Genomic DNA, 25,955 nt, shown 5'->3' on the forward strand with positions numbered 1-25,955 from the left:
TCTTTTAGAGGCCGTCTGAAAACTTAGCACCACTTATTCGGTTTCATCGGTCCGCCGTGTTCGATGTAATGCACAAACTCATCACGGAAATGCTTGGTAAAGCTGCGGACAGGGAAGACGGCGGCATCGGCAAGGGCGCAGATAGTGCGGCCTGCCATTTGATTACCGATAGAATCCAACAAATCCAAGTCTTCCATGCGGCCTTTGCCTTCTACGATGCGGTGGACGATGCGGTAGAGCCAGCCCGTACCTTCTCGGCAAGGCGTACATTGGCCGCAAGACTCGTCGTAGTAGAAGTAGCTCAGGCGCTCAAGGGCTTTAACCATGCACACGTCTTCGTCCATGACGATAATCGCGCCGGAACCCAGCATCGAGCCGGCTTTGGAAATCGAGTCATAGTCCATATTGGTCTGCATCATGATATCGGCAGGCAACACGGGCGCGGACGAACCACCGGGAATAACGGCTTTAAGTTTTTTACCGCCGCGCATACCACCCGCCATTTTCAAGACTTCAGCAAACGGCGTACCCAATGGCACTTCATAGTTGCCCGGACGCTCGACATGACCGGAAATACAGAACAATTTAGTACCGCCTGCATTCGGAATACCTTTATCGGCAAATGCCTGTCCGCCGTCACGGATAATGAAGGGGACGGAGGAGAACGTTTCGGTATTGTTGATGGTAGTCGGTTTGCCGTACAGGCCGAATGAAGCAGGGAATGGCGGCTTAAAGCGCGGCTGGCCTTTTTTGCCTTCCAACGATTCGAGCAATGCGGTTTCTTCGCCGCAAATATATGCGCCGTAGCCATGGTGGGCAAAGAGTTCAAATTCAAAATCCGAACCCAAAATATTTTTACCCAAAAAGCCTGCGGCACGCGCCTGCTCCAAAGCAGCTTCAAAACGTTGGTAGCCTTCGAAAATTTCGCCGTGGATATAGTTGTAGCCGGCTTTCGCGCCCATCGCGTAACCGGCAATAATCATGCCTTCAATCAGGGCATGAGGATTGAACATAATGATGTCGCGGTCTTTAAATGTACCCGGCTCGCCTTCGTCGGTGTTGCAAACCACATATTTTTCGCCCGGGAAGGAACGGGGCATAAAGCTCCATTTCAAACCGGTCGGGAAGCCCGCACCACCACGACCGCGCAAGCCGGAGGTTTTGACTTCGTCAATCACATCGGTTTGCGAGATGTTTTCGGACAGGATTTTACGCAGGGCGGTATAGCCGCCACGTTTGACGTATTCGTCCAATGTCCAGCAATCGGGATTGGCGGTATCCACTTGGTCAAAAATCACGCCTGATTGGTAAATAGCCATTTTTGGTGTGCCTGTTCGTTTTCGTATCGGTTGCAGCCGTTGTTTTCAGACGGCCTTTTATTTCAGTTCGGCAAGTTTCTTGTCAATTGCTTCTTCGGTCATAAAGCTGCACATGCTGTGGTTGTTGACCAGCATAACCGGAGCGTCGCCGCATGCGCCCATGCATTCGCCTTCGACAAGGGTAAATTTACCGTCAGGCGTGGTTTCGCCGTAGCCGATACCGAGTTTTTGTTTGAGGTATTCGCCGGTAGCCATACCGCCGCGCAGGGCGCAGGGCAGGTTGGTACAAACGGTCAGTTTGTATTTGCCGACAGGCTCAAGGTCGTACATATTGTAGAAAGTAGCGACTTCGTAGGCTTGTGCAGGCGAGATGCCGATATAGTCTGCGACAAAAGCGATGATCTCGGGAGCGAGCCAGCCTTTTTCGGTCTGGGCAATACGCAATGCGCCCATAATGGCGGAGCGGCGTTGGTCTGCAGGGTATTTTGCCAACTCAATATCAATTTGTTTTAAGGATTCTGCGGATAACATTATCGGTCAACCTCCCCGAATACGATGTCCTGCGTACCGATGATGGCAACGACGTCGGCCAGCATGTGGCCTTTTGCCATTTCGTCCATGCCTTGCAGATGGGCGAAGCCGGGTGCGCGGATTTTCAGGCGGTAGGGTTTGTTTGCGCCGTCTGAAATGATGTAAACGCCGAACTCGCCTTTCGGATGTTCGACAGCGGTGTAGGTCTCGCCCTCAGGAACGTGCATACCCTCGGTAAAGAGTTTGAAATGGTGAATCAGGTCTTCCATACCTGTTTTCATTTCGGTACGTTTGGGCGGAGCGAATTTGTGGTTTGTGGTAATGACCGGACCCGGATTGACATGCAACCACTCGGAGCATTGTTTGATGATGCGCACGGATTGACGCATTTCTTCCATACGGCAGAGGTAACGGTCGTAGCAGTCGCCATTGACGCCGACGGGGATGTCGAAATCCATTTTGTCGTACACTTCGTAAGGCTGTGTCTTACGCACGTCCCATTCTACGCCGGAACCGCGCAACATGACGCCGGTAAAGCCTTTTTGCATGGCGCGCTCAGGAGAGACGACGCCGATGCCGACGGTACGCTGTTTCCAAATGCGGTTGTCGGTCAGGAGGGTTTCGAGTGTGTCGATGTTTTTCGGGAAACGTTCGCAGAAGGCATCGATGAAGTCGAGCATGGTGCCTTCGCGGGATTCGTTGAGCTGCTTCAATACTTTGGCATTACGGAATTTGCTGCTCTCGTATTTAGGCATGAAATCGGGCAGGTCGCGGTAAACGCCGCCGGGACGGAAGTAGGCGGCGTGCATACGCGCGCCGGAAACGGCTTCGTACAAGTCCATCAGCTCTTCGCGGTCGCGGAAGGCGTAAAGGATGGCGGTCATCGCGCCGATGTCGAAGGCGTGCGAACCGATGCCCATCAAGTGATTGAGGATGCGCGTTACTTCGGCGAACATCACGCGGATGTATTGGGCGCGGATAGGCACATCGATACCGGCAAGTTTTTCTACTGCCAAGCAATACGCCTGCTCGTTGACCATCATGGAAACGTAGTCCAAGCGGTCCATATAGGGCAGGGCTTGCAGATAGGTTTTGGTTTCAGCCAGTTTTTCAGTACCGCGGTGCAGGAGGCCGATATGTGGGTCGGCGCGGACGATGGTTTCGCCCTCCAACTCCAAAATCATACGCAATACGCCGTGCGCCGCAGGGTGTTGCGGGCCGAAGTTGATGGTGTAGTTTCTTAATTTATTGGCCACCGTAGTTCTCCTCACGGACGATACGCGGCGTGATCTCGCGCGGCTCAATGGTAACAGGTTGGTAAATCACGCGTTTTTGCTCTTCGTCGTAACGCATTTCCACATAGCCGGAAATCGGGAAGTCTTTGCGGAACGGATGTCCAACGAAACCGTAATCGGTCAGGATGCGGCGCAGGTCCGGATGGTTGTTGAACATGATGCCGTACATATCGAAAGCTTCGCGTTCGTACCAATCCGCGCTGTTGTAAATATCGACTACGGATTCGACTATGGGGAAGTCGTCGTCTGAAACCCAGACTCGTACGCGGATGCGTTGATTGTTTTTAACGGAAAGCAGCTGACTGACGACGGCAAAGCGCTTGCCCTGCCATACTTCGTTTTTGTAAGTGCTGTAATCGACACCGCACAAGTCGACCAGAAGCTCGAAATGCAACTCTTCATGGTCGCGCAATGCGGTCATGACTGAAATATAGTGCTCGGGCAGACACTCGACGGTAATCTCGCCCAAAGCTGAAATGACTTTGCTTGCCTGATCGCCAAGCACGCCGACGACGGTCTCGTATAAGTTTTGAATGCTTGCCATATCGTCCTCTCCTTACTCGTCACGCGCGATGGTGGAAGTGCGCTTGATTTTTTGTTGGAGCTGAATCAGGCCGTAAATCAGGGCTTCCGCAGTCGGCGGACAACCCGGCACATAAACGTCTACTGGCACGACGCGGTCGGCACCGCGCACAACGGAATAAGAATAGTGGTAATAGCCGCCACCGTTGGCACACGAGCCCATAGACAATACCCAGCGCGGCTCGGCGAGCTGGTCGTATACGCGGCGCAGGGCGGGCGCCATTTTGTTGGTCAGCGTACCTGCCACAATCATCAGGTCGGCCTGACGGGGGGACGGACGGAAAATGATGCCGAAACGGTCAAGGTCATAACGCGCCATACCCGCATGCATCATTTCCACGGCGCAGCAGGCCAAGCCGAAAGTAACCGGCCACAGCGAACCGGTACGCATATAGTTCAGCACCGTATCCGCGCTGGTGGTGATGAAACCTTTTTTCAAAACGCCTTCTATTCCCATTCCAGCGCACCTTTTTTCCATTCGTAAATAAAGCCTACCGTCAGAACGACGATAAACACCAGCATAGACCAGAAGCCGTACGCGCCCAAATCTTTGAACACGACTGCCCACGGCAACATGAACGCGACCTCCAAATCAAACAGGATAAAGAGGATGGCGACGAGGTAATAGCGCACGTCGAACTTCATCCTTGCGTTTTCAAAGGCTTCAAAACCGCATTCGTAAGCCGCGTCTTTTTCGGCATAGTGACGTTTCGGGCCTAAAATTGTGCCGAGCAGAATAAACAGTACGCCGGCCGCAAGGCCGACGAGGATGAATACGAGGACGGGAAAGTAACTGGCCAACATGGTCGTACCTAACTGGTTGACAGACAAATCTTAAAAATAGATTACCATTTTATCGAATTTCAAAAGCCATTTAAAGGTAAATATCAGCAAATCAGCAAAAAAACCCTAATAAATTCAATAAAGTTATGAGAACAATTCTTATTCTTATTTAATATTTCCAAATTTTAATTTCGTTTTAATCATGTATCATTTAATTCGGATTTTCCGCCTGTCCGATTTACTTCAAAAATCTGGAAAACCGTCCTTTCCCAAACCTCAATAAAAGCATCAGGCCGTCTGAAAACTGATTCTTTTCAGACGGCCTGCGTACATCACATTATTTTAAATAGAAAAATCAATCGACACCTTTGAGCATGCGGTTCAATACCGGGGTAAGTACCAGCAGGATACCGCAGGTTACTGCGCCGATGGTGGCCAGCATCCAGTAGAAATCCAATGGCGACTGAGCATTGTAGTAGTCTTTAAACAACACTCCGCCCAAGGTAAAGCCGATGGACAATGCTAAGAAATTCAACGCAACCATTTGTGTTTTAAACATGCTCGGTGCGATTTTAGTGGAAAACGACAGCGAAATCGGCGACAGCATCAACTCACCTATCGTAATCGCCAGCAACACCAGCATAAACACGATAATCGGCATCGGGGTCTCGGATGAAATATACGGAATGAAACACAAATAAGAGACACCGGTTATCAACATGGCCAGCGCAAATTTCAACGGCGTTTTAGGTTGGCGTTTGCCCATTTTCGTCCACACCGCCGCCATCACGCCGGAAAAGAGAACCACCCACATGGCCTGTATCGAATCTTTCCATGAAACAGGCACGGTAAAGCCGAAGAAAGTACGGTCAACCGTTTCGTCGAAATAAACCGTTGCAACGGTGTACACCTGAAACCAAACCGCCCAGAACATACAAATGGTCAAAAACAACGGAATATAGGCCATGATGTAACGTTTATTGGCCGCCTCAACCTGGCTGCTGCCCAGCAGGCGTGCAAAATAAGCGATAACAGTGATAATGACCACGCCCAAGAGCCAGCGTGAAAAATTCTCAAGATTAAGCGCGCCGGAAGCAATCACGCTGCCCAACACCAAAACCAGCAACACACCGACAGCTATTGCAGTCTGTATCTTTTCAGGGCGCAACGGATTCGGAGCCGGCGTATGCGGCAGGTTTTTACGGCCGCGCGAATACCACAGCAGGCCAAATGCCATACCGACGGCCGCCGCGCCGAAACCGTAATGGAATCCCATTCTGTCTTGCAAAATACCGGTCAACAAAGGGCCTAAGAAACCGCCGATATTGATGGAAATATAGAAAATGGAGAAACCGGCATCACGCAATTCGCGCAGGTCGTCCCGTTCATACAAAGAGCCGACCATCGAACCGGCAGACGATTTCACGCCGCCGCTGCCCAGTGCGATAAACACCAAGCCCAACAGCAATCCCATCAAACCCGGCACAATCGCCAATAAAATATGGCCGGTCATCACGACGATACCGGCAATAAACAGGGTACGTTCCGCGCCCCAAATGCGGTCGGCCAACCATGCGCCGAGAATAGTGGACAGGTAAACGCTGCCGCCGTATGCGCCAACGATACCGCCGGCCAAAGCCTTATCCATACCCAAACCGCCTTGATTCGCGGCGTAATACAGATAAATCAGCAGGATGCCCTGCATACCGTAGAAGGAAAAACGTTCCCACAGCTCAATATGGAATAGGGTGGATAATTGCAAAGGATGACCGAAGAAAGTTTTCTCGGCAGAAGACAGCTTTTGACCGGACATTTAATAAGTTCTCCTAATATATCGGACAGGATTAGGCTTCAGACGGCCTATTGCACCTACCAATCATTTTTATAGAAACTATATATTACCGCCAATCTTTGCATTTGCAAAACATGTTTTAATATTTGCAAAATAATGTTTCTTTCAAACTGAAAAATGCCGTCTGAAATCTTTCAGACGGCATTTTATCTCTTACGGTTTACACACCTTGTTTCAGGCTGGCTTCGATGAAGCCGTCCAAGTCGCCGTCCAATACGGCTTTGGTGTTGCCGACTTCGTAGCCTGTACGCAAGTCTTTGATGCGTGAGGAGTCCAAGACGTACGAACGGATTTGGCTGCCCCAACCCACATCGGACTTGCCTTCTTCCAACGCCTGCTTCTCTTCATTGCGTTTGCGCATTTCCAATTCGTACAGTTTGGATTTCAACATTTCCATCGCGGCGGCTTTGTTGGCGTGTTGAGAACGGTCGTTTTGACATTGAACCACAATCCCTGTCGGCTCGTGGGTAATACGCACGGCGGAGTCAGTTTTGTTAATGTGCTGACCGCCGGCACCGGATGCGCGGTAAGTGTCGATACGCAAATCGGCCGGGTTGATTTCGATTTCGATGGAGTCGTCGATTTCGGGGTAAACGAACACGGACGAGAACGACGTGTGGCGTTTGTTGTTGGAGTCAAACGGCGAATAGCGAACCAAGCGGTGAACGCCGGTTTCGGTACGCAGCAGGCCGTAGGCGTATTCGCCTTCCACACGGATGGTGGCGCGGTTGATACCTGCGATTTCGCCGTCGTCTTCCTCAAGGATTTCGATTTTGAAGCCTTTGCGCTCGGCGTAACGGCTGTACATGCGGAACAGCATGCCTGCCCAGTCTTCGGCTTCCGTACCGCCTGCGCCTGCGGTAATGTCGATAAAGCAGTTGTTCGGGTCGGCAGGCTGGTTGAACATTCGTTTGAATTCGAGGTCGGCCATTTGTTTTTCCAAACCGGCCACGTCTTCCTGTACAGCTGCGAAACCTTCTTCGTCGTTTTCTTCAACAGCCATTTCGATCAACATACGGTTGTCTTCGATGCCTGTGGCGATGTTGTCGAGGGTCACCACGATGCCTTCGAGGATTTTGCGCTCTTTGCCGATTTCTTGGGCGCGTTTGGGGTCGTTCCAGAGTTCCGGGTCTTCGGAGAGGCCGACGACTTCTTCAAGGCGGTCTTTTTTGCCTTGGTAGTCCATATAGACGCGGATGTCTTCGCTGCGCTTCTCCAAGTCGTTTAGGGTGTTGTTAAGCTGGTTGATTACTTCGGCTTCCATGATTCTTGTGTTCTTTCAAAATTTTAGGGGCGTATTGTAAGGGATTTGCCTGTTTTTTTCCATGACCGAGCCGTCTGAAAATGTGCAGTTTGGATTTTCAAACGGCCTCGGTTTTGAATTTTTCCATCCAAAGCCGCCAGTCGTTGTCTGTCGGCGCGTTTACGGTAATCCGACTACCGTCTTCTATGCTTTGAAAACTGAGGCTTCGCGCGTGCAACATCAGGCGTTGCGTGCCGATATGTTCGGCAACGGCATGGTTTTGGCGCAAATCGCCGTAGTTGGTGTCGCCGACGATGGGGTGGAAAATGTGTTTCATATGGCGGCGGAGTTGGTGTTTGCGGCCGGTGTGCGGCGTGAGTTCGGCCCACGAATAACGCGAGGTCGGATAACGCAGGGCGGACTGGAACGGCAACTCGGTTTGTGCCAGACAACGGTAGGCGGTTTGCGCTTCCTGCAATGTGGCTTCGGTCTGCGCTTCGGCGATTTTGTCGGGCATATATTTGAGGGCGTAATCAATCAGGCCGTCTGAAGGCAAATGACCGCGAACAATCGCCCAATAGTTTTTTTCGATGGTTTTGTTTTCAAACTGCTGCGTCAATAACCGTGCGGCTTCCGTATCGAGGGCAAACAGCAAGACGCCGGAAGTCGGGCGGTCGAGGCGATGGACGGGATAGACGTGCTGCCCGATTTGGTCGCGCAGGGTCTGCACGGCAAAACGGGTTTCGTGTTTGTCTAACCAGCTTCGGTGCACCAGCATTCCGGCAGGTTTGTTGACGGCGATGGTGCGGCTGTCGCGGTGGATAATATCTAGCATGGCGGAGCAGTGAAAATAAAAGCAGATATTGTAACGGGCTTTTGAAAATGTAGCAGGCACACTTGCCGCCGAAACCCAACTTTCAGACGGCTCGCCCCTTTCGGGTTACAATACCGCACATAAAAACACGAAGGAAAAGCCGTGAGCCTGCTCAAAAAACTGCCCAAACCCATGCTGCCCGACGAAACCCGCCGCGATATTCAGGCGCGTGAGTCGTATCATGTATTGAAGATTATTTCCGAATTTGTCGAAGCCGGCGAAGAATTGCGCGCCATTCAACCAGCCGTCAGCATTTACGGCAGCGCGCGCACGCCTGAAAACCATCCCGACTACGAGTTCACATTGCGCTTGGCCCGCAAACTGTCGGATGCCGGATTTTCCGTCATTTCCGGCGGCGGGCCGGGCATTATGGAAGCGGCCAACAAAGGCGCGTTTGCAGGCGCAAGTCCGGCGGTGGGGCTGAATATCGTGTTGCCGCACGAGCAAAAAGCCAATCCCTATCAGGATTTGTCGATTAAATTCCAACACTTTTTCCCGCGCAAAGTCATGTTCGTCAAACACGCCGTGGCGTATGTCGTCATACCCGGCGGTTTCGGCACGCTGGACGAATTGTTTGAAAGCCTGACTTTGGTGCAAACCGGCAAAACGCCCGACCGCCCGATTATCTTAGTGGGCAAAGCATTTTGGGCGGGACTGTTGGACTGGATACGCGAGCAGTTGCTGGGCAGAAACCTGATTTTGGAAGAGGATTTGAACTTGATTCGAGTCATCGACGACGAAGACGAAATCATCGAAGAAATCTTCGCCCATTACGAAAACCGCCTGGAAGACTTGTCCGAACACCAAAATGCTTGGTCACTGGGGCTGTAAAAAACTAAGGTTTCAACTGACAAAGGGCGGTTATCCCACCTACCCTTTGCTTCATTAATAAAGGCCGTCTGAAAATGTTTTCAGACGGCCTTTTATCTTCTTTCAAAGCGTTAATTGTTTTCCCACTCGACATGCTCACTCAAGAAGCCGCCGCTTTGGTGCGCCCAAAGTTTGGCGTACAGGCCTTGTTTCTCGAGCAACTCGGTGTGGCTGCCTTCTTCGATGATGCGGCCTTTGTCCAAGACGATGAGGCGGTCCATCGCGGCGATGGTGGAGAGGCGGTGGGCGATGGCAATCACGGTTTTGCCTTCCATCATTTTGTCGAGGCTTTCTTGGATGGCGGCTTCGACTTCGGAGTCGAGCGCGCTGGTGGCTTCGTCAAGCAACAGAATCGGCGCGTCTTTGAGCATAACGCGGGCGATGGCGATGCGTTGGCGCTGGCCGCCGGAAAGTTTCACGCCGCGTTCGCCAACGTGCGCATCATAGCCGCGTCGGCCTTTGGCATCGCTTAAGTTTGGAATAAAACCGGCGGCCTCGGCGCGTTCGGCGGCGGAAATCATTTCGGCTTCGGTTGCATCGGGACGGCCGTAGATAATGTTGTCACGGACGGAGCGGTGCAGCAGGGAGGTATCTTGTGTCACCAAACCGATTTGGGCGCGCAGACTTTCTTGGGTCACGCTGTCCACGTTTTGGCCGTCGATCGAAATCGTGCCGCTTTGCGGTTCGTAAAAGCGTAGGAGCAGGTTGACGATGGTGGATTTACCCGCGCCGCTACGGCCGATCAAGCCGACTTTTTCGCCGGGTTTGATGTTCAGATTAAAGCCGTTAAGAAGCGGTTTGCCTGCTTCGTAGGAGAAATCGACATGATCAAACTTGATTTCGCCTCGGGTGACTTTAAGCGGCAAGGCTTGCGGCTTGTCGAGGATGGTGTGGGGTTTGGACAGGGTGGCCATGCCGTCGTTGACAGTACCGATGTTTTCAAACAATCGGGCAGATTCCCACATGATGTATTGCGACAAACCGTTCACACGCAATGCCATGGCTGTGGCCGTGGCTACCGCACCTACGCCGACTTGGCCGTGATACCAAAGCCAAATACCCAAGGCGGTCGTACCGACGGTCAGCGAACTGTTGACGATAAAGCTGCAGGTGTGCAGCAGCGTTGCCAAACGCATTTGGGCATGGACGGTTACCATAAACTCTTCCATCGACTGCTTGGCATAAGCGGCCTCGCGCGCGCCGTGGGAGAAAAGTTTGACGGTGGCGATATTGGAGTAGGCGTCGGTAATGCGGCCGGTCATCAGCGAGCGTGCATCGGCCTGACGCGCAGCGGTTTTGCCGAGTTTGGGAATCAGAAAGCGCATAATCATCGCGAATCCAATCATCCAGCAGATAAACGGCACGATAAGCCAGGCATCGAATGAGGATAGAATCACGCCGGAAGTGATGAAGTACACCAGCACATACACAACCATATCGGCAACGGTCATCACGACATCGCGCAGCGCCAGCGCGGTCTGCATGACTTTGGCGGACACGCGTCCTGCAAATTCGTCCTGATAAAAGCCCAGGCTCTGCCCCAGCATCAGGCGGTGGAAATTCCAGCGCAGGCGCATGGGGAACACGCCTTGCAGGGTTTGCAGGCGCACATTGGAAGCGAAAAAGGTCCAAACGGCAAAAAATGCCACCATGGCCATCATGCCGATTAATGCATGGCCTTTTTCAACAAAAAGCGTTTGCGGCGTATAAGCGCCGAGCCAGTCGACCACCTTGCCCATAAATTGGAACATCAAGGCTTCCATAATGCCGACGCCGACCGTAAACACGGCCAACACGGCAATCCATTTGCGCACGCCTTCAATGTTGCTCCAAATAAACCGCCACAACCCTTTTTCTGGCGTTTTCGGGGCGGCTTCGGGATAAGGATCGATGCGGGACTCGAACCATGAGAATATTTTTTTAATCATTGTTTTTGCAAATTTGATAAGACGGCCAGGCCGTCTGAAAAGGATAACTCAAATACATTCAAGGCTGTATTTTACGGGAAAAATCCAACTGATGACAGCAGATACCGTCAGTCCGACCAAACCAATCTATCGGCTTGGCCATCTAAAAATCCCTTTGCTTTGCCCAAAACAAAGGCCGTCTGAAACTTTTCAGACGGCCTTTGCCGGATTGGGCTTAACCCTAAAAATTACTCTTTACGTTGACGACCCAAATCGGCAGCGGCAGTAAACAAAACGTCGGTGGAAGAGTTCAACGCCGTTTCTGCAGAGTCTTGAATCACGCCGATGATGAAACCGACGGCAACCACCTGCATGGCCACATCGTTATCGATACCGAACAGGCTGCACGCCAATGGAATCAGCAGCAACGAGCCGCCGGCCACACCGGATGCACCGCACGCACTGACGGTAGCCACCAGGCTCAACAGCAGGGCGGTGGCGAAGTCAACCGTAATGCCTTGCGTGTGCGCCGCAGCCATCGCCAAAACGGTAATGGTAATGGCCGCACCGGCCATATTGATGGTTGCACCCAATGGAATGGAGATAGAGTAAGTGTCTTCGTGCAGACCCAGTTTTTTCGCCAATGCCATGTTCACAGGGATGTTGGCGGCGGAAGAACGGGTGAAGAAGGCATACACGCCGCTTTCGCGCAGGCAGGTAAACACCAGCGGGAAAGGATTGCTGCGGATTTGCGACCACACAATAATCGGGTTGACCACCAACGCAATAAACAGCATACAGCCGAGCAATACGGCCAACAGCTGCATATAGCCGGCAAGCGCTTCAAAACCGGTTTCCGCAATGGTAGAGGACACCAAGCCGAAAATACCCAGCGGCGCAAAACGGATAATCCATTTCACAACGGTCGAAACGGTATCGGCCAAATCGGCCGCCACTTGGCGGGTCGTATCCGAACCGTGATGGCGCAAAGCCGCACCCAATATCAGGGCCCAAGCCAAAATGCCGATATAGTTGGCATTGGCCAGCGCGTTAATCGGGTTGGCCACCAAATTCATCAGCAGCGTTTTCAACACTTCGATAATGCCGGAAGGCGGCGCAACGGATACATCGCCGGCCGCACGCAGAATCAGCGTAGTCGGGAATGCCATACTGGCAATGACTGCCACCACGGCCGCGGCAAACGTACCGAAAATATACAAAATTAAAATCGGTTTGATGTGGGCCTGATTGCCTTTTTGGTGTTGCGCAATGGCGGCAGTCACCAAAACAAATACCAAAATCGGTGCAATAGCCTTAAGCGCACCGACAAACAGGCTGCCCAGCAGTCCTGCGCTGATACCGACTTGCGGCGCAACTGCGCCCACAAGAATACCTAAAACCAAGCCGATGGCGATTTGCACCACCAGGCTGACGCTGTTGATCGCGTTTAAAAGCGGATTGCCACTTGCCATATCCGTTCCTTCAATTTAAAGATATGTTAAAAAAGTCTTACATTCTAAAATAAAAAATCATTTGTCGGCGAGGTTTTCATGCACACCTCACAAAAACAGCATTAAAGTTTAGCATTTATGACACAGTTGGCACTTTATACCAAAAATACAGTCAAACCCGCTCAAACCCTACTTTAAAGTATGCCCATACCGTTGCTTTACTTCTCTATATCTTGCTTTCAGACGGCCTGAAATCTGCGCCATAAGGCCGAATACAAAGGCAACTTCATCAATCAAAATACAAAAACATAAATATTACAATCAGATAGAAACAAACCAAAATCCGCCCTTACGTCACATTTTGCAACATTATCGCGCTAAATTTCCGTTTATAACCATAGCCTGAAACCTTGCAGAAATAATGTTAAAATCCCCAAACTGAAGAATTGTCGCTGTCGAACACACATCATGACCAAACTGACCTACCCTGTTTTATTTGCATCATTGGCGCTCGCCTACGGACACGCGTTGGCAGTAGATACTTCCGTTCCCAAAGCGGAAGACTACGAAGCTGTTCCCGAATCCGAAATGCCCAAGCAGCCCAAAGACGACCAAACAGGCAAACTCAAGCCCAAATTCCCCGTCAAAATCGACACCCAAGACAGCGAAGTCAAAGAAATGCTTGAAGAATACCTGCCGCTGATTACCCAGCAGCAGGAAGAAGAGCTGGATAAAGAGCAGGTCGGCTTCCTCGCCGAAGAGGCACCCGACAACGTCAAAACCATGCTCCGGACCAAAGGCTACTTCAACAGCAACGTCAATATTCAAGACCACGGCGAGAGCTACACCGTCAACGTCACCACCGGCCCACGCACCAAAGTCGACAACGTCAGCGTGGCCATCCTCGGCGACGTATTGAATGACGACAACTTGGCCGAATACTACCAAAATGCGATGGAAAACTGGCAGCAGCCCGTCGGCGAAAACTTCGACCAAGACGGCTGGAGTGCAAGTAAAACCTCCGTACTCAGCGCGGTAACACGCAAAAAATATCCATTGGCAAAACTCACCACCACCCAAGCCACCATTAATCCCAATACCCAAAAAGCCGACTTGAACGTCATCGTGGAGAGCAACCGCCCCATTTACTTTGGCGATTTCCAAATCACCGGCACACGCCGCTACCCTGAGAGCGTGGTTTCTGGCATGGCGCGTTTCCACCCCGGTTCGCCTTACGACTTGGACAAAATCCTCGACCTGCAACAGGCGCTAGAACAAAACGGCCACTATTCCGGCGCGTCCGTACAAGCCGACTTCGACCAACTGCAAGGCGACCGCGTTCCCGTCAAAATCAACGTGACCGAAGTCAAACGCCACAAACTGGAAACCGGTATCCGCTACGACTCCGAATACGGAATCGGCGGCCGCATCGCCTACGACTATTACAACCTCTTTAACAAGGGCTACATCGGTTCCATCGTTTGGGACATGGACAAATACGAAACCACGCTGGCCGCCGGTATCAGCCAACCGCGCAACAACCGCGGCAACTACTGGACCAGCAACGTTTCCTACAACCGCTCGACCACGCAAAACCTTGAAAAACGCGCCCTGAGCAGCGGCATTTGGTATGTCCGCGACCGCAACAATATCGATGCCCGGTTCGGCCTCGAATTCATTACCGAAGACCGTAAAGTCCCCGACACCAGCTACGATTTGGGCCGAAGCCATGCCACCATGCTGACCGCCTCATGGAAACGGCAAAGCATCGAAACCGAGCTGCATCCTCAAAACGGCTACTACCTCGACGGCAAAATCGGCTCGACCTTGGGCAAATTCCTCTCCTCCACCCAAATGGCACGTGCCACGGCACGCGCAGGCTATTTCTTCACGCCTGAAAACAAAAAACTCGGTACGTTCATCGTACGCGGACAGGCAGGCTATGTTTATGCCCGCGAAGGCGAAGAAGTGCCGTCCAGCCTGATGTTCCGCACCGGCGGCGCAACTTCTGTACGCGGTTACGAACTCGACAGCATCGGCTTGGCCGGCCCCAACGGCTCCATCCTGCCGCAACGCGCCTTGGTGGTCGGCAGCCTCGAATATCAATTCCCGGTCACCAAAAGCTTCTCCGGCGCCATCTTCCACGATGTCGGCGATGCGGCAAGCAACTTCAAACACATGACCTTAAAACACGGTACCGGCTTGGGCGTGCGCTGGTTCAGCCCGGTTGCGCCGTTCTCCTTCGACATTGCCTACGGCCACCATGACAAAAAAATCCGCTGGCACATCAGCTTAGGCACAAGATTTTAACAAACATACACCATCCATTCTTTCAGACGGCCTCAGCCATTCCAGGCCGTCTGAACAACAGACAAACAGAAAAATATCATGACCGATACTGCAAACACTTCCACGCCGTCTGAACAACAGCCCGCCCCGCCAAAGCGCAAAAAACGCCTGTTGCGCGGCCTTGTCCTGTCCGCCTTGGGCGTATTGACCGTTTCCGCCGGCGCGATCGGCTGGCTGGTCGGTACGGAATCGGGTTTGCGTTTCGGTTTGTACAAAATCCCGTCATGGTTCGGCGTCAAAATCTCTTCGGATACGCTGAAAGGCACGCTGATTGACGGGTTTGAAGGTGACAAATGGTTGATTGAAACAGAAGGTGCGGATGTCAAAATCAGCAGCTTCCGCTTTGATTGGAAACCGTCCGAACTGACCCGTCCGTCCTTGCACATTACCGAAGTCGTGGCCGGCGACATCGCCATCGTGACCAAACGCACGCCGCCCAAAGAAGAAGAGCCTTCAAAAGGCCTGCCCGACAGCATAGACCTGCCCGTTACCGCCTATCTCGACCGTTTGGAAACCGGCAAAATCAGCGTGGGCAAGCGTTTTGACAAGCAGACCGTCTATCTCGACCATCTGCACGCAGCCTATCATTACGACAAAAAAGAACACCGCCTCCACATCAAAACTGCCGATACGCCATGGAGCAGCTCGACAGGCGCGGTGGTGCTCGGTTTGAACAAACCCTACGTCCTCAATACCGCCATCTACACCAAAGGCCAGCTTGAGGGCGAAACCATACACAGCACGGTGCGCCTGTGGGGCAGCCTGCAAGACGTGTATACCGACCTGCTGCTCGACGGCGACAACGTTCATTTGTCTGCCAAATCCACCATCCACCCATTCGCCGACAGCCTCAACGAAACCGTTGGCGAAATCCTGGTTAAAGGTTCCAACATCAATCCGCAGGCCTTCCTGCCCAGCCTGCCCAAAGCGCGCCTGAATTTCGATGCCACCACCATTCCGTCCTTTACAGACGGCGTTGCGCTGGAAGGCTCGATTGACTTGGAAAACGACCAAGCCGGTTTTGCCGATGAAAATCATATCCCCGTCAAACGCATCCTCGGCGAATTCATCGTCGACGATAAAGGCACGGTCATGATTGAAGACATCGGCGTCGACCTGCTCAAAGACGGCAGCATCGATGTATCCGGATCAATCGATACCGCCCAAGACCAGCTCAAACTCGCACTGGGCATCAACAATACCGGCGCAGACGACTTTGTCCGTCAAAACATCGCAGGCCGTCTGAACGGCAGTATCGACGTCAAAGGCGAAACCTCCTCCCCCGTTGTCAACTGGAATCTCGACAGCGGATTTGCGCGTACAGACGGCATGCTGTTTCTCCAAACCGACAAACAGCTCGGCCAGCGCACGCTCAAGCTCGACAAAGTCCGCCTGGTTCCGCAAAACGGCGGCGAACTCAATGCCAAAGGCTCGCTCGAACTCTTCAAAGACCGCAAACTGCAACTGGACATTGTCAGCAAAGCCTTCAACCCTGCGCGCATCGATCCGCAGCTTCCGCAAGGCAGCGTCAACGGCAACATCAACTTAACCGGCATACTGGCGCAAGAAAAATTCGCCGGCAAAATGCAGTTTGCACCGAGTACGCTCAACGGCGTTCCGCTCAGCGGCAAAGCCGACGTCGCCTATGAAAACAAACACCTCGCGCGCGCCCTGACCGACCTGACCCTTGGCAACAACATCGTCAAAACCAACGGCAGCTTCGGCAAAAAAGGCGACCACCTCAACCTCAATATTACCGCCCCCGATTTGTCGCGTTTCGGCTTCGGCTTGGGTGGCCTGCTCAACGCGCGCGGCTACATCTCCGGCAGCTTTTCAGACGGCCTCAAAACCCTTGAAGCCGATTTGAACGGCGAAGCGCGCAACTTCAAAGTCGCCGATACCGTCAACATCCGCACCCTCGACTTCAAGCTCAAAGGTTCGCCAGATACCAACCGTCCGTTGAGTGCCGATATTAAAGGCGAACACATCGCCGTCTCCGGCGGTGCGGCCCTGATCGACAACGTCAACCTGCTCATCAGCGGCACAGGATCGCACCACCACATCCGAGGTAACAGCAGCATGGCGGTGGACAACAAACGCTACAAACTCGACCTCGACGCCACCGGCGGCCTCAACAAAGACCAAACCCAATGGAAAGGCACGGTCGACACGCTCGACATCAACGGCGCGTTCAACCTCAAACTGCAAAACCGCCTCAACCTCGAAGCCGGTAGCGAACGCGTTTCCCTCAGCAGCGCGCGCTGGGCGGCCATGGGCGGCAACCTCAACCTGCAAAATTTCGTTTGGGACAAGAAAGCCGGCATTACCAGTAAAGGCAGCGCACAAAATCTGCACATTACCGAATTACACAACTTCTACACTCCGCCTATCGAACACAACCTCGTCTTGGGCGGCGACTGGGATTTGGCGTACAGTCAAAACGCGCGCGGCTTTCTCAACATCAACCGTCAAAGCGGCGACATCATCCTGCCGAGCAAAGACCCGAAAAACAAACAGCCTTTGGGACTTTCCGCGCTCGCCCTGCGCACCCGTTTCCAAAACGGTCGCATCGACAGCACGCTGGAAGGCAACACCCGCTTCGGCAAAGTTGACGGCACGCTCGGCATCGCCCAGCAGTTCGGCAACAACATCAACAACGCCCCTGTCAGCGGCAAAGTCAATATCAGCGTTCCCGATTTAGGCTCGCTCAAATCCTTTATGCCGGCGACAGCCCAAGGCATTGCAGGCCGTCTAAACGCGACCGCCACCATCGGCGGCCGACTCGGTTCGCCTACCGTCAACAGCAACCTCGACCTCCAAACCAATTATGGCCGGGCCGACGGTACCGTCAACATCGGTCAAGGCACCAGCTTCGATACCGCCCCTCTGAGCGGCAAACTCAACCTGAACGTTGCCAACCTCGAAGTCTTCCGTAACTTCCTACCCGTCGGCCAAACCCTCAAAGGCCGTCTGAACGCCGCCGTCAACTTGGCAGGCCGTCTGAACGATCCGCAACTGAGCGGCCTGATTAACGGCGACAACCTCTATTACCGCCATCAAACCCAAGGCCTGATTCTCGACAACGGCGTATTGCGTTCACGCCTGCAGGGTCAAAAATGGGTCATCGACAGCCTCAAATTCCACCGTGGCGGCACGATTGAGCTCAAAGGCGCGGTCAACCTTGCCAACGCCAACCCCGATGTCGACGTGGACATCGTCTTCGACAAATACCGCACCCTCTCGCGTCCAAACCGCCAACTGCAGCTCTCCGGCGCGGCCAAAGTCCTCTACAATCCGGAAAAAGGCGTATCGCTCAACGGCACGCTCAACACCGACTACGGCAGGTTCGGTTCACAAAAATCCTCCATGCCGACCCTCGATGACGACGTGGTCGTACTGGGCGAAACCAAAAAAGAAGCAACGGCCACCACGCCGATTAATATGAACCTTGTCTTGAACATCAACGACAATGTCCGTTTTGTCGGCTACGGCGCAGACGTTACTATCGGTGGCAAACTGGCCATCACGTCCCGTCCGGGCGAAGCCGTCCAAGGCGTCGGTACCGTGCGCGTTGTCAAAGGCCGCTACAAAGCCTACGGCCAAGACCTCGACATCACCAAAGGATCGGTTTCCTTTGTCGGCCCGCTGACCAATCCAAACCTCAACATCCGTGCCGAACGCCGTCTCTCCCCGGTCGGTGCAGGTGTCGAAGTCCTCGGCAGCCTCAACAATCCGCGCGTAACCTTGGTTGCCAAAGAAGCCATGAGTGAAAAAGACAAACTCTCCTGGCTCATCCTCAACCGTGCCAGCAGCGGCAGCGACGGCGACAATGCCACGCTCTCTGCGGCCGCCAGCGCACTGCTTGCCGGCCAAGTCAACGACCGCATCGGCCTTGTCGATGATTTGGGCTTTACCAGCAAACGCAGCCGCAATGCCCAAACAGGCGAGCTCAACCCTGCCGAACAAGTCCTGACCGTCGGCAAACAGCTCACCAACAACCTCTACGCAGGTTACGAATACGGCATCTCTAGCGCCGAACAATCCGTCAAACTCGTGTACCAACTGACCCGCGCCATCCAAGCCGTTGCCCGCATCGGCACGCGCTCCTCCGGCGGCGAGTTGAAATACACCATCCGCTTTGACAACTGGTTCGGCAAAGACGAACCCGAGCCGGAAGAACAACACTAAAAGCCGTGAAAAAGGCCGTCTGAAATTCATCTTTCAGACGGCCTTTATCTTGTTCTACCGTATTAGAATCTTCAGCCATGCCTCAAAAAACAAAGGTCAACGGCGCAAGTTTAAAAATAAATGCAGCTAAAAAAGTGAACGGCAAACCATAGCTTATTCAAGGTTAGCGATAAATCAAACAGATACAAAAAGGCCGTCTGAAACTGACAGGGGCAGGTTTCAGACGGCCTTTTTTGAATCATCGAAACATCTTGTGCATGGCGTTGCTGATTAATTCGAGCTGTTTCTTATATTCGCGGCAACGGGGACAGAGCGACAGGTGCACGGCAAGGGCAATGCGGTTAAAAAGACTGAGACGCACTTGGTCTTGCTGTTTGGAAATCAGATCGGTTATTTTGCGGCATTTTTTCATGGCGTTTTCCTGTCAGGCATGGGAGAACCATTTGATTTGCAGGCACTGGCGCAAGGTTTCGCGCGCGCGGTGCATGATGGTGTGATAGTTGGCATGGCTGATGCCGCATTGCTCGCGGATTTCATCGCTTGAAAAACCGAGAATTTCTTTCATGGTAAACACGCGAGCGGTGTTTTCCGGCAGATGGTAGAGGCAGGTCTGTAAAACTTGGTAGAACTCTTTATTGTTCAAACTGGCTTCGGGCGAGTCCCAACCCTGAGGTTGTCCTTCATCCGTCCAATGCCCATCAGCGGCAAAATGTCCTTCAAAGGCTTCATCCAAGGCTTCCTCGTCGCGCGTGACGAAAACTTGGCGTTGCCGTCCGATTTGGCGCAGGCAGTCGGTAATTTTGTTTTTTAAGATTGCAAACAGCCAGCTGCTCACTTGGGCGTCGCCTTTGAAACCCTCGGCTGCACGGTAGGCAGAAAGCATGGTTTCCTGTACGAGGTCTTCCGCCAAATCGGGGCGGTCGGGCAGCTGGATATGGGCAAAGCGCAGTAGCAGTTTACGGGATTCGGCAAGCTCGGCATCGGTCAGTTCGGGTAGGGCCATAATGTATCAGTATGAAATGAATGATCAATATGCTTCTGATTTTACGCTGATACGGAAAGAGCATGCGATTGAATCTATAAACGATTTCAGTAGTATTTTTGTTTCGCCGAAACCGACTGCGCCCGTTTCAGACGGCCTTGGTTTATGCCGCAACCAAAATGCCCTGTTCCAGCCATTCCGCCCATTTCTGCCTTAATGCGTCCTGCCAAACGTTTTCAGACGGCATGAACTCTGCCAGCATGGTTTGCAGGCCGTTTAGGGAAGTGGGCGTTTCTGCCAGCGTTTCCAGCAATAAGGCATCGAAATCGTCGAGCGTTTGATACATCACGTCGTCTTCCTTATCGCGCCACACCAAAACGGCGGTTTCCGCCTCCTGCAATTCGTCCGTCACATCATACTGATAACGGCGCACAAAGGCGGCGGGAGAAAGGGTGTAAGCCAAATCGTCTGAATCGGCAGGCGAGGCTTCGCTGTCGGTTTGAGCGGTTTCGGCGAGCAGCTGGGTGTGTTCAAAGTCCATCAAGGCCAAGAGGTCGTCTGAAAGCGGCAGGCTTTGGCAATATCGGAGGAACTCGCCGGGGATTTCTTGAAAATAGGGCGTTTGGGCACATGCGTCGCGGACGAAACCTTCTTTCAGACGGCCCCATTCTTCGCTGTCAAAGTATTGCAGCGTTTCGGTATAACAACGGTCGATAAAGCTGTGAATATTGTTGCGTATCAGTCGGATATAGACATTCAGGCGCTCTCGCGGCAATCCGTCTGCGGCTTTGCCTTCGCGTATGGCTTTGGCAAAGCGGTGTTGGTATTGGGCGGAAGTTTCAGGCTGCACGGCGGTATTCCTTTCCGGCACGCATTTGATAGTCGGCGATTTTGGCGACTTCGGCTTCGAGTTCGGCAAAAGGCGGAAAATTGAAATCGCGTTCCAACAGGGTGGGCGGAATCGTCGGCAGTTTGGCATAGGCCAGTTCGAGCAAATCCCAAACAGTCGGCAATACCGCCGCACCATGCGTATCAATCAACAATTCCGGCGTTTCCACGTCATGTCCGGCAATATGGATATAGCACACGCGCTCTGCGTCCACATTCTCTAAAAAGGCTTCAGGCGACAACAGGCCGTGATTGACGGCGTTGACATAGATATTGTTCACATCCAAATGAATGCCACAATCGGCTTCACGGGCAACCGCGTTGAGGAACTCGACCTCATTCATTTCGGCAAGCGGAGAATGCAGGTAGTAGGAGGTGTTTTCTACGGCGATGCGGCAGCCCAACCGGTCTTGCACTTCGCGGATACGCCGCGCTGTATGTTGCACCATTTCTTCAGTGAAAGGCAGCGGCAACAAATCGTAAAGATGACCGCCGTCGTGGCAATAGCTCAAATGGTCGGAGAAAAATGTGCAGTCATAACGGCGCATCATTTCTTTGATTCCGTCTATTAAATCGGTATCCAGTGGGGCTTGTCCGCCCAACGACATGGATAATCCGTGCAATGCCAGCGGCAGCCGTTCCGCCACGCGGTCAAACTGTTTGCGCGCCCTGCCGCCCATTTTCAGCCAGTTTTCGGGGGCGGCTTCGATAAAGCGTATCGGGCTGTCATCTGAAAGCGAGAGGAAGTCTTCCGCCAAGTCGCGGCGGTAGCCCAAGCCTGCGTGTTGAATCATGGTGATGTCCTGTTATGGTGCCGTATGAACGACAAAGTCGCATTTTCGTTTGTAAAATGCGACTTTGTTAAAGGTATATTGCAGGATTATTTAGAACCGCATTTACCTTCGCCGCATTTACCTTCTACTACTTTGGCAGCTTTGGCTTTAGATGCTTTGCCTTTTTTGGCGTGTGCTTTTTTCATGGCCGCGCCGCAAGAACCTTCACCGGCTTTGGCAGCCGCGCCGCAACTACCTTCGGCAGCTTTAACAGTTTTCTCAACAGCCACGTCGCTGGCGGCTTTATCAGCGGCAACAACACCGGCAGCCAGAGACAGGGACAGTGCACCGGCCAGAGCAGCAGCTACATTTTTTTTCATTTCAACTTCCTTTTTAAAATATGGGTTTAAAAACAAATCAAGGGATAATATCGGGCATTTAAAGTCGGCCCGCGACCATTAATCCTTAAAGATAATCCTTAAAGAAAATGCTTGATACGGCAACAGCGTTTCTTCAGCAGGGCATCCAAAGACAGACGGCCTGCGCCCTGCAATAGGACAGGAAATAAAACCACCAAATAAATCAGTGCTATTTTATAACCGTTGTCGCACACATTGTAACCCAAGCCGGCATGTACCGCAGACCATGCGACAGCCGTTACGACCATCAATCCCAGCGCGGACAGCCGCGTTGCCAAGCCGACGATGAGCAGCGCAGGCAAAACCAGTTCCGCCCACATGGCCAAATTCCAGTTGACCGTATCCGACAACAAATTGAACGGAAAGGGAAATTGACTGTTTATTTCTGCAAACCAGTTTTCCCCGTTCCATTTTTCCAAACCGGACTCAAGAAATTCATACGCGGCAAAAAGCCTGAGCGTCAACAAACCGAAAGCAGCCTGCCAAGAGGGGTTGGATGAGGTGTTCATTTATTTTCCTAATCAATGTGTGTTGAATGGGATGGGACGAAAAATCAATCGGCACCATCCCATATTTCATGCCTGTTTAGACGCGGCAGCTTTAAAAAACTGACGAAACAAATGAAGATATCTTCTTATTCATTGTTTTATAAAGATTAAAAATTCAAAAGGCCGTCTGAAACACCATGCTTGATTGGGTTTCAGACGGCCTTTAATGATGAACGCGGTCAATCAATCCGCTTGTTTACACAATTCGACAATTTCTGCGCCGTATTTGTCGATTTTCTCCTCATTCATGCCGTGGATTTCCGCCAACTCCGCCAAATCTTGCGGCCGTCGGGCGGCAATCGCGCGCAGGGTAACTTTGCTGCATATCTGATAGGCTTCGAGGCCTTCATGGCGGGCAGTATCGATGTTCCACTGAAGCAGGCAGCGCATCAATCGGCGTTTGCGTTTGTCCTCTTCACTCAGGCCGTCTGAAAACGGGCGGCAGATGTTTAAAATGCCCTCGCCGTATTGCTCTATACGTTTTTCGCCGAGCTTATACACACCTAAAAGGTCGATGGGTTCGGCAGGCGTATTGGTCAACAAATCATCCATGCTTTCGTTGGAGAATACCGTACCCAGCGTTACTTGATCGGCACTTGCCTGCTGCTCGCGCCAAGTTTCCAAAGCCCGTTTTAAGGCCTGTTCGCGCTCGCTCAAGCTGTGGATAACTTGTGCGCTGTCTGTGGAAACCGTACCGGCTTCAGCCGTTTCGCAAACGTCGAGTATCTCCAAACCGAATTTATTGATTTTCGCCTCACCCAAGCCGTAGATTTGATGTAAATCTTCCAACCTTCGGGGCATTTTTTCGACAATATCGCGCAGGGTTTTGTCGCCGCAAACCACATAGGCCGGCACTTCCTCTGCCCGGGCGCGTTGTTGCCGCCATTGACGCAATGCCTGCCACAAACGCTCTTCGCGCTCGGTACGCAACCAATCGTCTTTCGGTTTTTGGGTGGCCGTTTTTTCGCGGCGCAGGGGACGCAACATAACTTCGGTTTCGCCCTTGAGGACTTTTTTTGCCGCTTCGGTCAACTGCAGGGCTTGATGTTGCTCGACATTGACGGTGAGATAGCCCAAGCTGATGCACTGGCGGATAACGCTGCGCCATTCTTTGTCAGTCTGTTCGCTGCCAATGCCGAATGTGGATAACTTGTCATGGCCGTTGCGCTGTATCCAATCGTCGCTTTTGCCGCGCAAAAGGTTGGTGATGTAACCAGCGGCAAAACGTTGTCCGGCGCGGTACACGCAGCTGAGTAATTTTTGCACCAACACCGTACCGTCAAACCGCACGGGCGGATGCAGGCAGTTGTCGCAATGGCCGCAGGGTTCGGATTCTTCGCCGAAATGTTTGAGCAGCAGTACGCGGCGGCAGGCGGCGGTTTCGCAGACGGAAAGCATGGCATCGAGTTTTTGCATTTCGATTTGCTTTTGCACTTCGTCGCTGTTGCCTTCGGCAATCCGTTCTCGCAGCAACACCCAATCGTTCAAGCCGTAACACAGCCAGCTCACGGCAGGCAGCCCGTCCCGGCCGGCGCGTCCCGATTCCTGATAGAAATGTTCGACACTCTGGGGCATATCGAGATGGGCGACAAAGCGCACGTCGGGTTTGTCTATGCCCATGCCGAACGCCACGGTCGCCACCACGATAATATTGTCTTCATGCGTAAAGCGGCGTTGGTTTTCCTCGCGCACGTCCATGCTCAAACCGGCATGATACGGAATCGCCTCCAAGCCGTTTTCACACAAAAACTGCGCCACATCCTCGACTTTTTTACGGCTCAAACAATACACAATGCCGCTTTGCCCATGCATCTGCTTGCGGATGAAATCCAGCAATTGTTTTTTGCCATTATTTTTTTCGATAACCTGATAATAAATATTCGGGCGGTCAAAGCTGGAAATAAATTCGGGCGCATTGTCCAAATGCAGATAATGCTTGATGTCGGCGCGCGTGGCTGCATCGGCGGTAGCGGTCAGGGCGATGCGCGGGACGTTTGGATAGCGTTCGGCAAGCATGCCGAGCTGTTGATATTCGGGGCGGAAATCGTGTCCCCATTGGCTGACGCAATGCGCCTCATCAATGGCAAACAGGCTAACGGTTTGTTGGTCGAGAAAACGCAAAAAGCGGTCGGTAACCAAGCGTTCCGGCGCGACATAAAGCAGTTTCAGACGGCCTTGGGCAAGCTTGTCGGCAATCTCGCTCGCCTCATCTGCCGATGTGCTGCTGTTGACTGCCGCCGCTTCAATCCCGGCCACATGCAGGCTGGCCACTTGGTCGTTCATCAGCGCAATCAGCGGCGATACGACAACCGCCACGCCTTCGCGCATCAGCGCCGGAATCTGGTAACACAAAGACTTGCCCCCGCCTGTCGGCATCAGCACCATCAAACTCTCGCCGCCAGCCAAAGCATTGACGATAGCCTCCTGCTTGCCACGAAATTCGGGATAACCGAATACTTCGTGCAAAATCTGTTTGGCGGTCGGCTGAGGCATAATGGTTCCGTAGAATAAGGGAAAGCGTTATTTTAACGGTTTTGCACCCGCGTATGTGCGGAACATTTTGCCGCCGCTTTTTCAGACGGCCTGAAATTCAACTCTATTAAACTTGTTTAATTTTAAATAAATATTTGTTTTATTTTGAACGAAACGCATGAAGGCCATCTGAATCCTACTCTTCGGATTTCAGACGGCCTTTCAAAGATAAAATCTTTAGGCTTTTTTGACGAACTCAGATTTCAAGTTCATCGCGCTACCATCGATTTTGCAACCGATATTGTGGTCGCCCTCTTGTAAGCGGATGCCTTTGACTTTGGTGCCTTGCTTGATGACCATAGAGCTGCCTTTTACTTTCAAATCTTTAATCAAAACAACCGTATCGCCATCTTGCAAGACCGCGCCGTTGGCATCTTTGACTTCCAATACATCATCGTTTGCAGCCGCAGCATCGGCCTCGTTCCACTCATGGGCGCACTCAGGGCAAACGTATTGGGCGCCGTCTTCGTAAGTGTATTCGGAGTGGCATTTCGGGCAGGGAGGTAGGGACATGAGGTTTCCTTATAAATATGATAAAAGAAGCGTAAAACGTAAATAATACAATGTCT

General features: G+C 52.4%; 22 protein-coding genes. 3 read left to right on the forward strand and 19 right to left on the reverse strand.

Annotated features, from left to right (window positions below):
- Positions 1 to 23: 23 nt before the first annotated feature.
- The 9 genes from nuoF to truC form a co-directional block, all read right to left on the reverse strand.
- Entirely contained in the window at positions 24 to 1,319 is a 1,296-nt protein-coding gene (nuoF, locus tag DBY95_RS07325; protein WP_003676995.1) for an NADH-quinone oxidoreductase subunit NuoF, read from the reverse strand.
- A 57-nt stretch (positions 1,320 to 1,376) separates the two neighbouring features.
- Positions 1,377 to 1,850, reverse strand: a complete 474-nt coding sequence (gene nuoE / locus DBY95_RS07330) for an NADH-quinone oxidoreductase subunit NuoE (RefSeq protein WP_107723887.1) — start codon at positions 1,848 to 1,850, stop codon at positions 1,377 to 1,379.
- Positions 1,850 to 3,106, reverse strand: a complete 1,257-nt coding sequence (gene nuoD, locus DBY95_RS07335; protein ID WP_107723888.1) for an NADH dehydrogenase (quinone) subunit D — start codon at positions 3,104 to 3,106, stop codon at positions 1,850 to 1,852. The genes nuoE and nuoD overlap by 1 nt, the downstream gene beginning before the upstream one ends.
- On the reverse strand, positions 3,096 to 3,689 hold the full coding sequence (locus DBY95_RS07340) for an NADH-quinone oxidoreductase subunit C (protein WP_049332999.1): 594 nt from the start codon (positions 3,687 to 3,689) through the stop codon (positions 3,096 to 3,098). The genes nuoD and DBY95_RS07340 overlap by 11 nt, the downstream gene beginning before the upstream one ends.
- 12 nt (positions 3,690 to 3,701) lie before the next feature.
- Positions 3,702 to 4,184 carry a NuoB/complex I 20 kDa subunit family protein gene (locus DBY95_RS07345; RefSeq protein WP_002215610.1) on the reverse strand — a complete coding sequence of 161 codons (483 nt, stop codon included), beginning with the start codon at positions 4,182 to 4,184 and terminating at the stop codon, positions 3,702 to 3,704.
- Entirely contained in the window at positions 4,175 to 4,531 is a 357-nt protein-coding gene (locus DBY95_RS07350; RefSeq protein WP_003686600.1) for an NADH-quinone oxidoreductase subunit A, read from the reverse strand. The genes DBY95_RS07345 and DBY95_RS07350 overlap by 10 nt, the downstream gene beginning before the upstream one ends.
- A gap of 334 nt (positions 4,532 to 4,865) precedes the next feature.
- The gene (locus DBY95_RS07355; RefSeq protein ID WP_107723889.1) at positions 4,866 to 6,323 is read right to left on the reverse strand and encodes an oligopeptide:H+ symporter; all 1,458 of its coding nucleotides are present in this window, start codon (positions 6,321 to 6,323) and stop codon (positions 4,866 to 4,868) included.
- Between the two features lie 199 nt (positions 6,324 to 6,522).
- Positions 6,523 to 7,626 carry a peptide chain release factor 2 gene (gene prfB, locus DBY95_RS07360; protein ID WP_003681666.1) on the reverse strand — a complete coding sequence of 368 codons (1,104 nt, stop codon included), beginning with the start codon at positions 7,624 to 7,626 and terminating at the stop codon, positions 6,523 to 6,525.
- A gap of 97 nt (positions 7,627 to 7,723) precedes the next feature.
- Positions 7,724 to 8,440, reverse strand: coding sequence for a tRNA pseudouridine(65) synthase TruC (gene truC, locus DBY95_RS07365; protein WP_107723890.1), 717 nt, complete (start codon positions 8,438 to 8,440; stop codon positions 7,724 to 7,726).
- Between the two features lie 141 nt (positions 8,441 to 8,581).
- Here truC and DBY95_RS07370 point away from each other — a divergent pair, with 141 nt between their 5' ends.
- Positions 8,582 to 9,310, forward strand: coding sequence for a TIGR00730 family Rossman fold protein (locus DBY95_RS07370; RefSeq protein ID WP_107723891.1), 729 nt, complete (start codon positions 8,582 to 8,584; stop codon positions 9,308 to 9,310).
- Positions 9,311 to 9,420: 110 nt separating this feature from the next.
- Here the strand turns inward: DBY95_RS07370 and DBY95_RS07375 are convergent, their stop codons facing one another.
- Both DBY95_RS07375 and sstT read right to left on the reverse strand, forming a co-directional pair.
- Complete coding sequence (locus DBY95_RS07375; protein WP_107723892.1) at positions 9,421 to 11,277, reverse strand: ABC transporter ATP-binding protein; 1,857 nt, start codon at positions 11,275 to 11,277, stop codon at positions 9,421 to 9,423.
- Positions 11,278 to 11,504: 227 nt separating this feature from the next.
- Positions 11,505 to 12,728 (reverse strand): serine/threonine transporter SstT, encoded by a 1,224-nt coding sequence (sstT, locus tag DBY95_RS07380; protein WP_107723893.1) that lies wholly within the window; start codon positions 12,726 to 12,728, stop codon positions 11,505 to 11,507.
- 447 nt (positions 12,729 to 13,175) lie between these two features.
- Between sstT and DBY95_RS07385 the strand changes: the two genes are divergently transcribed.
- Both DBY95_RS07385 and DBY95_RS07390 read left to right on the forward strand, forming a co-directional pair.
- A complete protein-coding gene (locus DBY95_RS07385) occupies positions 13,176 to 15,017 on the forward strand; it encodes an autotransporter assembly complex protein TamA (protein WP_107723894.1) in 1,842 nt (613 codons plus the stop codon).
- A 78-nt stretch (positions 15,018 to 15,095) separates the two neighbouring features.
- A complete protein-coding gene (locus DBY95_RS07390) occupies positions 15,096 to 19,244 on the forward strand; it encodes a translocation/assembly module TamB domain-containing protein (RefSeq protein ID WP_107723895.1) in 4,149 nt (1,382 codons plus the stop codon).
- A gap of 238 nt (positions 19,245 to 19,482) precedes the next feature.
- On the opposite strand, the gene DBY95_RS10575 is transcribed toward DBY95_RS07390, so the two are convergent.
- From DBY95_RS10575 to DBY95_RS07430, 8 genes are all read right to left on the reverse strand, one after another.
- Entirely contained in the window at positions 19,483 to 19,656 is a 174-nt protein-coding gene (locus DBY95_RS10575) for a hypothetical protein (protein WP_049323681.1), read from the reverse strand.
- Positions 19,657 to 19,668: 12 nt separating this feature from the next.
- Entirely contained in the window at positions 19,669 to 20,247 is a 579-nt protein-coding gene (locus DBY95_RS07400) for a sigma-70 family RNA polymerase sigma factor (RefSeq protein WP_063068580.1), read from the reverse strand.
- A gap of 142 nt (positions 20,248 to 20,389) precedes the next feature.
- Complete coding sequence (locus DBY95_RS07405; RefSeq protein ID WP_107723896.1) at positions 20,390 to 21,076, reverse strand: HvfC family RiPP maturation protein; 687 nt, start codon at positions 21,074 to 21,076, stop codon at positions 20,390 to 20,392.
- Positions 21,066 to 21,908 carry an HvfB family MNIO-type RiPP peptide maturase gene (locus DBY95_RS07410; RefSeq protein WP_063068582.1) on the reverse strand — a complete coding sequence of 281 codons (843 nt, stop codon included), beginning with the start codon at positions 21,906 to 21,908 and terminating at the stop codon, positions 21,066 to 21,068. The genes DBY95_RS07405 and DBY95_RS07410 overlap by 11 nt, the downstream gene beginning before the upstream one ends.
- A gap of 86 nt (positions 21,909 to 21,994) precedes the next feature.
- Positions 21,995 to 22,267 carry a hypothetical protein gene (locus DBY95_RS07415; RefSeq protein ID WP_107723897.1) on the reverse strand — a complete coding sequence of 91 codons (273 nt, stop codon included), beginning with the start codon at positions 22,265 to 22,267 and terminating at the stop codon, positions 21,995 to 21,997.
- Between the two features lie 98 nt (positions 22,268 to 22,365).
- Positions 22,366 to 22,815 (reverse strand): HvfX family Cu-binding RiPP maturation protein, encoded by a 450-nt coding sequence (locus tag DBY95_RS07420; RefSeq protein WP_004519155.1) that lies wholly within the window; start codon positions 22,813 to 22,815, stop codon positions 22,366 to 22,368.
- 222 nt (positions 22,816 to 23,037) lie between these two features.
- Complete coding sequence (gene recQ, locus DBY95_RS07425) at positions 23,038 to 25,347, reverse strand: DNA helicase RecQ (RefSeq protein WP_107723898.1); 2,310 nt, start codon at positions 25,345 to 25,347, stop codon at positions 23,038 to 23,040.
- A 216-nt stretch (positions 25,348 to 25,563) separates the two neighbouring features.
- On the reverse strand, positions 25,564 to 25,899 hold the full coding sequence (locus tag DBY95_RS07430; RefSeq protein WP_107723899.1) for a zinc ribbon domain-containing protein YjdM: 336 nt from the start codon (positions 25,897 to 25,899) through the stop codon (positions 25,564 to 25,566).
- Between the last annotated feature and the right edge of the window lie 56 nt (positions 25,900 to 25,955).

The sequence above is a fragment of the Neisseria subflava genome (assembly GCF_003044935.1).
Classification (GTDB): Bacteria; Pseudomonadota; Gammaproteobacteria; order Burkholderiales; family Neisseriaceae; genus Neisseria; species Neisseria subflava_E.

Coding starts and splice junctions, on each gene's coding strand:
- DBY95_RS07340 (WP_049332999.1), bottom strand. CDS start 3,689: ATGGCAAGCATTCAAAACTTATACGAGACCGTCGTCGGCGTGCTTGGC.
- nuoF (WP_003676995.1), bottom strand. CDS start 1,319: ATGGCTATTTACCAATCAGGCGTGATTTTTGACCAAGTGGATACCGCC.
- DBY95_RS07410 (WP_063068582.1), bottom strand. CDS start 21,908: ATGATTCAACACGCAGGCTTGGGCTACCGCCGCGACTTGGCGGAAGAC.
- nuoE (WP_107723887.1), bottom strand. CDS start 1,850: ATGTTATCCGCAGAATCCTTAAAACAAATTGATATTGAGTTGGCAAAA.
- prfB (WP_003681666.1), bottom strand. CDS start 7,626: ATGGAAGCCGAAGTAATCAACCAGCTTAACAACACCCTAAACGACTTG.
- DBY95_RS07415 (WP_107723897.1), bottom strand. CDS start 22,267: ATGAAAAAAAATGTAGCTGCTGCTCTGGCCGGTGCACTGTCCCTGTCT.
- DBY95_RS10575 (WP_049323681.1), bottom strand. CDS start 19,656: ATGAAAAAATGCCGCAAAATAACCGATCTGATTTCCAAACAGCAAGAC.
- truC (WP_107723890.1), bottom strand. CDS start 8,440: ATGCTAGATATTATCCACCGCGACAGCCGCACCATCGCCGTCAACAAA.
- DBY95_RS07355 (WP_107723889.1), bottom strand. CDS start 6,323: ATGTCCGGTCAAAAGCTGTCTTCTGCCGAGAAAACTTTCTTCGGTCAT.
- DBY95_RS07375 (WP_107723892.1), bottom strand. CDS start 11,277: ATGATTAAAAAAATATTCTCATGGTTCGAGTCCCGCATCGATCCTTAT.
- DBY95_RS07350 (WP_003686600.1), bottom strand. CDS start 4,531: ATGTTGGCCAGTTACTTTCCCGTCCTCGTATTCATCCTCGTCGGCCTT.
- DBY95_RS07385 (WP_107723894.1), top strand. CDS start 13,176: ATGACCAAACTGACCTACCCTGTTTTATTTGCATCATTGGCGCTCGCC.
- DBY95_RS07420 (WP_004519155.1), bottom strand. CDS start 22,815: ATGAACACCTCATCCAACCCCTCTTGGCAGGCTGCTTTCGGTTTGTTG.
- DBY95_RS07430 (WP_107723899.1), bottom strand. CDS start 25,899: ATGTCCCTACCTCCCTGCCCGAAATGCCACTCCGAATACACTTACGAA.
- DBY95_RS07400 (WP_063068580.1), bottom strand. CDS start 20,247: ATGGCCCTACCCGAACTGACCGATGCCGAGCTTGCCGAATCCCGTAAA.
- DBY95_RS07345 (WP_002215610.1), bottom strand. CDS start 4,184: ATGGGAATAGAAGGCGTTTTGAAAAAAGGTTTCATCACCACCAGCGCG.
- DBY95_RS07390 (WP_107723895.1), top strand. CDS start 15,096: ATGACCGATACTGCAAACACTTCCACGCCGTCTGAACAACAGCCCGCC.
- recQ (WP_107723898.1), bottom strand. CDS start 25,347: ATGCCTCAGCCGACCGCCAAACAGATTTTGCACGAAGTATTCGGTTAT.
- sstT (WP_107723893.1), bottom strand. CDS start 12,728: ATGGCAAGTGGCAATCCGCTTTTAAACGCGATCAACAGCGTCAGCCTG.